Raw genomic sequence first — 10,700 nt, forward strand, 5'->3', positions numbered from 1 at the left:
CTACTCCCTGTCAAACAAACATTTTATTCAAGCACGCCTGCTTGATTTGCTTGAGTTTACTAATCTGTTGCTGGTGTTGGTTAATAAGGTTGTCGAGTTTTTGAAAGTAGTTGCCTATTTTTATTTGTTCTTCAAGACAGGGAATGGCTACAGTTGTATCCATCACTTTCGTTTTTGAGATATTGTAACGAGATATGCCTTGAGCTAAAAAAGTGATTTTTGCTCTAAAAGAAGGTGATCTCAGCATGTAAGCAAAGTAATAACAATTGAATTTTCGTTTTGGTCTATAACCAAAACAAAAGCTATTTAGATAAATATTTTTAATATCGTACACCCAAACAGAGGACATCCCTACTTCTTCCGGTGTTTCGGAGGATGTTGTAAAAAAAACATCACCAGCTTTTACTTCGGTTTGGGTTGAATCGATATTTATTGGTTCAACTAAAGTTTCATCTGAAATCACATTTGAGAAAACATTCATATACGTAACAAATCTCCCTTGACCATAACCAAAGTCGTCTTTGGTTTTTCCTGATAGCCCTGTATATGTATTGCCTATTTCTGCTAGGGTGCTCCTCTCCCACTCCCCGCTAAACCCTTTAAAGCGAATTTCTGGGATAGTTGCACCTGCTTTGGGAAACATTTTTCCTAGCATGGCTTTTTTAATATTGCTAAGCTGATTATGCTTTTGTTGATGTTGATTGATAAGGGTGTCGAGTTTTTGGAAGTAGTTAGTTATGGTTTTTTGTTCAGTTATTTGTGGAATGGTGATGGTTCTGTTTTTCCAATCAGCAACGTCAAATACTAATTTTTCAATATCAACACCATAAGAGCTAATAAAAAACAACCGATGCATTTCAGATCTTTTCGAGATAATTGTCCAGAATCGGGTAGTTATATCATCGCTATCTATAGCTATAAGATATTCGTTAGATACAACGGCATTGTTTAGATTATTTGGTACAAGTCCATTAGCTCCGTGAACAACTTGGCGCTTTGAAATTAGATAATCACCAGCTTTAATGCTGAAATAATTTTTCACTAATATGTCTTTACCTTTAAGAGTGATTCTAGGCACAACACCCTCGTTACGGCGCTTTACTGTAACTAATTGATACAATTGATCATCAAGCAACTCAATTGGTCGTTTAATTTCGGCAAGAACACATCCAATATTTTTATTTTCCCAATCCCCGCTAAACCCTTTAAAGCGAATCTCAGGCACTTTTAATTCTGAATGCTCAATGGCGAGTGTTAAATTGCTGTTGTCTTTTTCATTCATCATTTATCACTCAGCGTTAATAATTTTCTCAATTCATCTAAGCCCTGCATATCAAACTCGTTACCCGTAAGGTCATCCATCATCTGTGCCAGTTCTTGCTCAGTGGTTTTAATCTCACTGTCTACTTGTGAATAAGTCACGGCATATTTATCGGCAAGAGCTTGTACTTCACTGCTAAGCTTGGTGATTATGGCATTAGGTAGCGCGGCTAGTTCGTCACACAGCGGGGTGATCCATTTAAGCTGAAGTAAGTGATTGACTTCATTAGGATCTAGAGCTTCGATGGTGGCTTTGGTTTTAAGGTGCAGTGCGGTAGCCGCGGCTTTAACGGTCTTTTTAAGCGCTTTTTCTTCATCGATTAAGGCGCTTGCCTCAATTATTTTTGCCTCGTAACTCTCTGCAGCAAATGCTACTTTCGTGTCTTTTTGTTCTTTTAAATAAGCCTTGGCAGCCTTATTGACTTCAGCATTGGCAAAGCCGTCTTTGCTTTCTTTAACGGTATCAAGCTCTTTTTCTTCATCGCTTAGTGATTCTAGAATTTCCTCAAGTGTATTGGCAATTTCCGCTAAGCGATTTTGTTGTTTTTCTAATGCTTTTAAGTCATCACTTAACAGTGTTTTTTGCACTAAATCAAATGGCAATATATGACCCTTCCAGCCATCTTGGATCTCAATGTCTTTGCCGTCTTTTTTCTTAATCACCATATTGGGGTCAACTTGCGTGGTTGCGGCAAAGCCTTCAGTTTGCATCATTTCCAAATCAGCGCTGATGATTTGCCATTGGTTACTTAATAGTTGATAGGCTTGATACTTATCGATAAGAGCAATGGATTCAAGGCGCTTAAATAATTCAACACTGAGTAAAGCTTCTTGTTGATTGCGGTTAACACTTTGCCAATTTTGAATTAAGTCGGTGGTTAAATGCTTATCAAAGCCGTTAAAGACTTGTTTGTAGGCGTTAATAAAACTTACCACTTGCGGGTGCTGGCTAATGGTGGCGTTTACGTCTTCTTTGCTTGTCGCAAGCTCACTGTAAGCGCTTGATTTGGGCTTAAACAGCGCGCTGTGCAATTGCGGCAGCGCTTGCCAGTAGTCTTTTAAGTTTTCGATCTCACGATTGGGTATACCGCCCAACATTGTGGCATGCAAATCCCAGTGCTCAGTTGCCGCTGAGGAGTCAACATAGCGCGGGATATTGAGATTATAGCCATTCTCACGAATGGTTTGCTTCTCTACTACGTTTGAAAATTTAGGATGATTTTCACGCTTGATCACCGCATCAACAATGCGTTTGATATCAGAGGTTTGCAGCTTGTTGTTTTTGCCTTCTTTAACAAAGTGTTTGGAGGCATCAATAATCAGCACATCGCTATTAGCGCGTTTTTGTTTCAACACCAAAATCACCGTAGGAATGCCCGTGCCAAAGAAGATATTAGCAGGCAAACCGATAATCGCATCGATATGATTGTTTTCAATGAGTTGTTTGCGAATCTCACCTTCCTCACCACCGCGAAACAATACCCCATGGGGTAGGACAATGGTCATAATACCCGTGGGTTTTAGGTGATATAGATCATGCAGCAAAAAAGCAAAATCAGCCTTGGTTTTGGGGGCTAAACCAAAGCGCGAATAGCGTGGGTCATTGTCTTTGAAACTTGGATCCCAGTTTTGTGAGTAGGGCGGATTGGAAACCACGGCATCAACATACAAGGCCTGATAAGAACCTAGTGGGTCATTGTCATCAAAATACGGCCAATCATCTTCCAGCGTGTCACCATTACGGGTTTTAATGTTACTTGCTTTTATCCCACGCATGATCAGATTCATACGCGTTAGGTTGTAGGTATTGGCTTTTAGCTCTTGTGCGTAATAGGTAATGCTGTCGCGGCTTTTGGCATATTGGGCAACGGCATTACCAATATTGATCAAGAGTGAGCCTGAGCCACTGGTTGGGTCATAAATCTCAAGTGTGTCTTTGTGTTTTAACTCATGGGCAATAATGTGCGACATAAGCACTGAGACCTCATGTGGCGTGTAAAACTCACCAGCCTTTTTACCGGCATTGGCAGCAAATTTTTCAATCAAGTATTCATAAATATAACCGAGCACATCATAGCCTTGATTGCCGTTCATCGGAATGCTTTTGATCAGGTGTAGCAGATCACTAATGGCTTTGGTGCGCTTACTCGCACTTTCTCCAAGTTTACTTAAGCCGGTCTCCAGTGTGGTGAAAATGCCTTCAAATAACTTCTTGTGATTAGTATGAATAAGGCGGCTAAAGGCAGAGAGGGCATCGCGGACGTTAGACTCATCAAAGTCAGATTTAGAGTCAATCCATGTTGAGAATAGATTGTCATATGCAATAAAGTAACCCAAGTTGCGCTGTATAAACTCAACGGTTTCATCGTCGTCTTCATTCAAAGATTTGATGTCTTCACTACTCATGCCTTGAGCGCTAACAAATTGCGTGAGTTGCTCACTTAGGTATTTATAAAAAATAAAGCCAAGGATATAGTCTTTGTATTCGTTGGCTTCAATTTTTGAGCGCATCTGGTTGGCAGATTCCCAGATTTTGGCAGCAAGTTGTTGTTTATTCATAGGTTGTTTTCCTTTAGCAGAATAAAATGTTCAATCAATCGTATCATTAATTCTTTTTGCTTGGGTTGGCTTTCGGCGACTAGCAAAGCCAATGCCACTAGTGTGTTGTCATTGATAAGTTGTTCTACAGGTTTTGCCAGCAAGTTTTGATGAATACGCAAATACCACAAAAACAAAAATGAGCCACTACGTTTGTTCCCATCAGCGAAAGGGTGGTTTTTGATAACAAAATACAGTAAATGTGCAGCACGGCTGGCGACATTGGGGTAAAACAGCTCATTGCCAAAACCTTGCTCAATGGTAGCAATGGCAGATGCCAGTCCATTGCCACGTAGTTGACCAAATAGTTCAGTAGCTTCACCTTTGGCTATTAGAGTTTTTTTAAGCTGTGTAATAGCAGCTAATACATCATTTGGCGCTAGTGCCTGCATATTAAGCTGCTTGTCTGTACGTGATACAAGGTTTTGCTCATCATAGCTTTGCAATAAGCTCCAGCTGCGAGCATACTCATTAATTACAGATAATACTGCTACACCTTCTGTTGTTATTAGCTGTTGATTGTTTAAGGTTCGCGATAGTAGGGCAATGGCTTGTTCAAATTCAATGCCACGTTCCTGCAGACGTTTTTGATTGAGGGTGTAACCTCTGACCAAGTGCTCTTTCAGGGTTTGAGTAGCCCACTGGCGAAATTGCACACCTCGTTGGGATTTAACCCGATAGCCAACTGATATGATGACATCCAGAGAATAGTAGGCAACAGGTTTATCGGAGCCAGTAATATGCATTTTTTGCATATTGCTTTTCTCTATCAGTTCACCTTCTTTAAATACATTGCGAATATGTCGGGATAGAACGGACTGATCACGCTCAAACAATTCGACCATTTGAGCTTGTGAAAGCCAAACGGTATCGTTGTCAAATGATACTTTTAATTCTAGTTGGCCATCATTTGATTGATAAATTTCGATGCTATTGCTCATCGATTACTCCTTGCTCTGTGCAGATATGGCATCAGCGATGACCTATTTTCTATAGCGAAGGATTATAAGGAAAAATAATGGGCTAAGCCAACAACTATTGGGTTGTTGTGGGAAGAAAAGCAAAAATCTAGGTCGCTTTTTGTAATCTGACTCACCCCGAATCCCGCGAGTTCAACTACAACGATAAATAAGTATATGAAACGTCATTGGTATATTATTGGTTTTTAATTTGGTGGAGGCGGCGGGAGTTGAACCCGCGTCCGCAAACTCGCCATCTTCAGATCTACATGCTTAGATTTATCTATTATCTTTAACCTAAATTTGCCCGATAAATCAGGGCAGTATTTAAGCGAGTCTTAAGGTTTAACCGCAGTGTTTAGACAGACACGTTGGCGATCTTGTGAAAGATATGAACGAACGTAAGATAGATCCACAAGCAAATACTATCGGTTCGTGCGTATCTAGGTTATTAAGCTAGATTAAGCAGCTTTACGAGCAGCGAAAGCTGCATCGTTAGCTACAACGCGGTTTGCTTTATTTTTGCCAGTTATTCTGACGATGTAACGTGTTTTACGAGGCAGATACACCCTCGGCATGCACCGTAAGACATTGACATTCCCGTCGAAGCCATATTCGCCCCCAGTGAGGTTTGTTATTGTAGGTAAGGGCATCAATAAAGGCAAGTGGCAAGCTAAATTATTTTGTTTATTTTAATGATTTTGACTTTTGTGCAATCGGGCGTAGATAATAATGCCAATCAAAGGTGCTAATAAACCAATAACTGAGACGGTGATTAACAGCACACCAAGCTCACTATAATTTGCCGGTGTGGTAATGGTGTTATTGCTATGATCCACGACTTCACGTGTGACGACAAAGATTTGATTAAGATATTTGCTAAATAGAGATCCTGCAGTTAAGGCTAGATTCATAAAGCTTGCCATTAAAGCAAACCAGGTCGCGGCATTGCCCTTGGGTGCGTAACGCGCGATAAGCGCTAACATCGGGATCATTGCCAATTGAGCAAAAGGTGAGGCAATCGCGCTATCAATCAGAACAATAGTGCGTGCACCAAAACCAAAGTAAACCATTGTCCATTCATGTAAACCATAATAAAGTGCGATAAGTGGTAGCTCTAGTAAAAAGCCTGCAACAGTGAGCCATAATAGCACCCATGCGATCGATTTCTCGGTGATAAGACGCGCGAAAAACCACATGCCAACAATCGACATAAAAGCACCAATTTGTGAAAGTGTGCCAAAAAAAGCTTTATCAAATCCAAGCACATCGATCATAAACCATTGCGCGCCGGGGCCAGCAGTAGGTGAGGCGCGAAAGATAAAGATCATAAGGGCGGCGACAAAAATAGCACGCAATAAATCTCGCGGTAACTCTTTGGTAATGGATTTAAGTAAATAGATGATAATCACTAACGACACAACAAAAACAATTTCCTGAGCAAAAGGAATATTACTCAAACCGATAAGAATAATAAAAACAGCGTAGATCAGCCCACCAATAAGTACGGTTTTGTTGATTGGTTTTCTCGGTACTTTATCCAAGCGAATACATAAAATACCGCTGATACTAATCAGTGGAATGACTAAGGTCAGCAAAAATAGATTTTGATAACTCATTACTTGCGCAAGCCAGCCACCAAGACCGGCAACCAAAAACATGCCTAAGCTTAAACTTAAGCGCCCCAAAAGTTGAACCATTGCCAAGTCTTTGTCGATATCTTCTTGTGGGCGTCCCTCGCGTTCAACCACCTCAACACTCATGGCATCAGCAACGACATCCTGTAAGACAACGCCAAGAACAGTTAGAAGTGATGATACAAAGAAAAGCGTATTATCGGGTGCTAAAGCCACGACAAACGACCAGCGCCCAGCGAGTCCTGCCATAAGTAGTGAACCACAAACCATTAAAATCGCTGCAAGGTAGATATAGGCTTTGCGTTGTGAGCCAAACAAGGGCAGGCTGTCAACAAACTGCCCAAAAACCATTTTGATATTCCATGGCAAGCTTAACCATACACCAATAACGATAAGGCTTTCTGCGGATAAATTTAATTGTTCCTTAACAAAAAAGGACTCACCAACACCCGAGAAAATACTGCAACCGTAGGCAAAATAAATCATCAAAAGCGGCAGATAACGCAGGCGCATCGCCTTGATTGGTTGGATTAAACTATCAACTTGCATATTGAAATCATCCTTGCCTGATATTCCCTGTAATGTTAAGCATAGCCAAGATTATCTAATTTACAAAAATCATATCAAACGCACTAATCACGGCATTGTTTTGCCATGTTTTATGATACAATTGCCGCGTTTTATTAACTGGAGTTACGCACTTTTTAAAAAACTATGATTTTATCAACACCCCGTCAGCCTATGGCTGCCACCCCTCTTGTAAAGAGGGGAATTAGGCAACGATGGTTTTATATTCCCCCCCTCTTTACAAGAGGGGAGCCGAGCTCGCGAGGCGGGGTGTTGAAATAGAAAAAGTCCGTAACTCCAGTTATTAAGCTGAATGCAAAAATAGCAAATATCTAAAAGAATAAAAAAGAGTAAAAAAAGTAAAAGAGGTTTTAATATGGCTGGTCACAGTAAATGGGCAAACATTAAACATAAAAAAGCAAAAGAAGATGCTAAGCGCGGTAAGGTGTTTACTAAGCTTATTCGTGAGATAACCGTTGCTGCACGCTTGGGTGGTGGGGATAAGGACTCGAATCCACGTTTGCGCGCGGCAGTGGCAACTGCATTGTCAAATAACATGACCAAAGATACGATTGAGCGCGCAATTAAAAAGGGTGCTGGCGGTGAAGAAGGGGGCAACTTAGAAGAAATTCGTTATGAGGGTTACGGTCCCGCGGGTGTTGCATTTATCGTTGATTGTATGACCGATAATCGCAATCGCACGGTGGCTGAAGTGCGTCATGCCTTTACGAAAGCCGGCGGTAATTTGGGTACGGATGGTTCAGTGGCGTATATGTTTAATAAAAAGGGCATTATCAGCTTTGATGCCGGTTTAGACGAAGATATGGTGATGGAAGTCGCCCTTGAAGCCGGTGCTGAAGATGTCGTGAGCTTTGATGATGGTGCGATTGATGTTATTACCGATCCTAATACGTTCTCAGAGGTTAATGATGCTTTAGAAGCCAAAGGCTTAAAAGCGATCTCTGCCGAGATTACGATGGATGCGGATGTTAAAACCAATATTGACGATGCCGAAATCGCACAAAAAATTATGAATATGATCGATCGTTTAGAGGATCTTGATGATGTCCAAAGCGTTTATAGCAACGTTGAGTTTGACGAAAGTGTAATGGATGCGCTTAATTCGTGATTATTTTAGGCATTGATCCGGGCTCGCGCATTACTGGATTTGGTGTAATCAAAGTGCAGGCAAAAGAATGCTTGTATGTTACCAGTGGCTGTATCCGTATTACTAAAGAAGCAACCGCTGAACGCTTAAAGCAAATTCAAGATGGCATTAATGATATTGTTGCCGCTTATCAACCAACGGAAGCGGCAATTGAGCAGATCTTTATGTTTCAAAACCCAGGTGCTGCATTAAAGCTTGGGCAAGCGCGCGGTGTCGCAATGTGTGCTTTGGCAAATCAAAATCTCACGGTTAACGAATACTCAGCAAAACAGGTGAAACAAGCCGTTGTTGGTAATGGTAATGCAACAAAGTTTCAAGTGCAGCATATGGTGCAATCTTTTTTGCAATTAAGTAGCAAACCACAAGCCGATGCTGCGGATGCTTTGGCGATTGCGATTTGCCATTTTCACAGTCGCAATAGTTTGCAGTTTATTCCAGGTGCTAACAAAATTGTACGAGGACGATTACGATGATTGGAAGAATAAAAGGTGAGCTTATCGAAAAGCAACCACCATTGATATTGGTTGAAGCCTTTGGTGTTGGCTATGAGATTTGGGTGCCAATGAGCTCGATTTATAAGCTTGGCGATGTCGGGCAAGAGGTGATACTGCATACCCATTTTGTTGTGCGTGAAGATGTGCAACAACTCTATGGCTTTGCGACTAAGTCAGATCGACGGTTATTCCAAGAGCTTATTAAGATCAATGGCATCGGTGCTAAGATGGCGCTAGCGATCTTATCAGGTATGGACGGGGTAACTTTTGTTAGCTGTATTGAGTCACAAGATCATGGGTTGTTATGCACGATTCCTGGTGTTGGTAAAAAAACGGCTGAGCGTATTATTATTGAGATGAAAGACAAAATCACGAAATTAGTCCTTGAGTTAGATGCTTTAACACAGAATATGCCACATAAGGCACAAGAGAGTGCAAGCCTTGCTCATTCAGGTAATACAAGCTATCAGGCAAACTCAATGGTGCATCAAGCGGTTGATGCACTGGAAGCGCTTGGTTATAAGCGTAAAGAAGCTGAGAAATATGTGCATAAAGTCAAAAATGACGCTGATAGTGTCGAGAGTCTTATCCGTTTAGCATTGCAAGGGACACAAAAAGTGTAAAAGACGTAAAAGTTATTTGCTATAAAACATTCTTCACTTAAATTAAAACTTTGTTAAGCTAATCGGCGAATGTTTGACATGGAAAAAATAGAAAGGTGAGAGATTGGCTTATGAAGAAAATTAAAAAAATGAGAAAAATTGTTAAAACATTATCGTTACCACTCATAAGTATGAGCTTAATGTCATCAGCAGTTGCGATGACAAATTACCAAGGTCCTAATCAGACGAAAGCATTATTTATATTACACAATGGGCATACGAATTCTTTATATAAACCTGTGCTTGAGGTACCTGCCAAAGATAACGTAAAAGGACATGCCAATGTGTATCAAGGTGAATATGCCGTATACATTCCTGTCAAAGGTAACAAGCCATTACTGACTCTGTTAAAAGAAGTTAATACGTTGGCATATCCTGATATGGCAACAAGAGTTATGACAACGCCGCATATTAGTATTATTCAAGGTGTATTTAAGGGCAAGAACTATCAAGAGCTGGTTGCAGCGGTTACCCAATTGGCGAAAAATACCAAAGCGCAAGAGGTGACTTTAGCCAAAAACTTCAGCGTGGTAGGGGATACCTTATCTTTGGATGTTGCCGGAGATAATGCCTTTTTGAATGAGCTTAATGCAGAGTTAACTGCCAAAACGCATCCCAACGCACCAACACATCAAACGATTGTTGCTATTGAAGAGGGGCATGCTGATCTTACGCAAATGCAAAGCGGTAGCGCGTGGCGTGATTATAATATCCCAGGCAGTAATCGCTCACATATCACAGCGGTTTATAACAAAGGTAATAGTGAATTGGCTACCAAAGCAAATAAGTTACTCAATAACAAAAGCTATAGCGTAATGGTTGATAGCATCGCGATTGCCAAAATGGATGATAATGGCAACTTATATGGCAAACCAATTTTTGTTGCTCAATTCAAATCATGACTTTAGTACGTTGTCCTTGGGCAAACTCAAGTCCAGAGATGCAAAACTATCATGATCACGAGTGGGGCGTGCCACTATATGATGAGCAAAGACTGTTTGAGTTTTTATGTTTAGAAGGAGCGCAAGCGGGCTTAAGTTGGCAAACGATCTTAAAACGACGTGAGAATTATCGCCAAGCTTTTTATGATTTTCAGATTGATAAAGTTGCAAACATGACCTCAGATGATATTGAAGCTTTAATGCAAAATCCTAGCATTATTCGCAATCGTCTTAACCCAAGTTGGTAAATTTTTGATTACAAAGCATTCAAATCGAACTTTTTTTGCAATTTCATGCCCTTCAAATCCTTATTCCTACGTTCATTTTATGTCAAAATCACTTTTGTAGTGCCAT

General features: G+C 40.6%; 9 protein-coding genes and 1 other RNA gene. 5 read left to right on the top strand and 5 right to left on the bottom strand.

Annotation, left to right across the window (positions count from 1 at the left end; translation table 11 throughout):
- Positions 1 to 10 precede the first annotated feature (10 nt).
- The 5 genes from F3D68_RS08985 to F3D68_RS09005 all read right to left on the bottom strand — a co-directional run bounded on the left by F3D68_RS08985 (position 11) and on the right by F3D68_RS09005 (position 7,063).
- A complete protein-coding gene (locus F3D68_RS08985) occupies positions 11 to 1,285 on the bottom strand; it encodes a restriction endonuclease subunit S (RefSeq protein WP_224728280.1) in 1,275 nt (424 codons plus the stop codon).
- The gene (locus F3D68_RS08990; protein WP_151194106.1) at positions 1,282 to 3,879 is read right to left on the bottom strand and encodes a type I restriction-modification system subunit M; all 2,598 of its coding nucleotides are present in this window, start codon (positions 3,877 to 3,879) and stop codon (positions 1,282 to 1,284) included. Before F3D68_RS08990 ends, F3D68_RS08985 begins: the two co-directional genes overlap by 4 nt.
- Entirely contained in the window at positions 3,876 to 4,859 is a 984-nt protein-coding gene (rhuM, locus tag F3D68_RS08995; protein ID WP_151194107.1) for a virulence protein RhuM/Fic/DOC family protein, read from the bottom strand. Before rhuM ends, F3D68_RS08990 begins: the two co-directional genes overlap by 4 nt.
- A gap of 230 nt (positions 4,860 to 5,089) precedes the next feature.
- Positions 5,090 to 5,500: a transfer-messenger RNA gene (gene ssrA / locus F3D68_RS09000) on the bottom strand.
- A 69-nt stretch (positions 5,501 to 5,569) separates the two neighbouring features.
- Positions 5,570 to 7,063 (bottom strand): folate/biopterin family MFS transporter, encoded by a 1,494-nt coding sequence (locus F3D68_RS09005; protein ID WP_151194108.1) that lies wholly within the window; start codon positions 7,061 to 7,063, stop codon positions 5,570 to 5,572.
- A 394-nt stretch (positions 7,064 to 7,457) separates the two neighbouring features.
- Between F3D68_RS09005 and F3D68_RS09010 the strand changes: the two genes are divergently transcribed.
- The 5 genes from F3D68_RS09010 (at position 7,458) to F3D68_RS09030 (ending at position 10,594) form a co-directional block, all read left to right on the top strand.
- Entirely contained in the window at positions 7,458 to 8,210 is a 753-nt protein-coding gene (locus F3D68_RS09010; RefSeq protein ID WP_117003967.1) for a YebC/PmpR family DNA-binding transcriptional regulator, read from the top strand.
- Positions 8,207 to 8,722 carry a crossover junction endodeoxyribonuclease RuvC gene (gene ruvC, locus F3D68_RS09015; RefSeq protein WP_117003966.1) on the top strand — a complete coding sequence of 172 codons (516 nt, stop codon included), beginning with the start codon at positions 8,207 to 8,209 and terminating at the stop codon, positions 8,720 to 8,722. Before F3D68_RS09010 ends, ruvC begins: the two co-directional genes overlap by 4 nt.
- A complete protein-coding gene (gene ruvA, locus F3D68_RS09020) occupies positions 8,719 to 9,366 on the top strand; it encodes a Holliday junction branch migration protein RuvA (RefSeq protein WP_151194109.1) in 648 nt (215 codons plus the stop codon). Before ruvC ends, ruvA begins: the two co-directional genes overlap by 4 nt.
- Positions 9,367 to 9,476: 110 nt before the next feature.
- Complete coding sequence (locus F3D68_RS09025; RefSeq protein ID WP_151194110.1) at positions 9,477 to 10,307, top strand: hypothetical protein; 831 nt, start codon at positions 9,477 to 9,479, stop codon at positions 10,305 to 10,307.
- Positions 10,304 to 10,594, top strand: coding sequence for a DNA-3-methyladenine glycosylase I (locus tag F3D68_RS09030; RefSeq protein WP_151194111.1), 291 nt, complete (start codon positions 10,304 to 10,306; stop codon positions 10,592 to 10,594). The genes F3D68_RS09025 and F3D68_RS09030 overlap by 4 nt, the downstream gene beginning before the upstream one ends.
- The last annotated feature ends 106 nt before the right edge of the window (positions 10,595 to 10,700 follow it).

The sequence above is a fragment of the Cysteiniphilum sp. JM-1 genome, from assembly GCF_008711525.1.
In the GTDB taxonomy this organism is placed as follows: domain Bacteria; phylum Pseudomonadota; class Gammaproteobacteria; order Francisellales; family Francisellaceae; genus Caedibacter.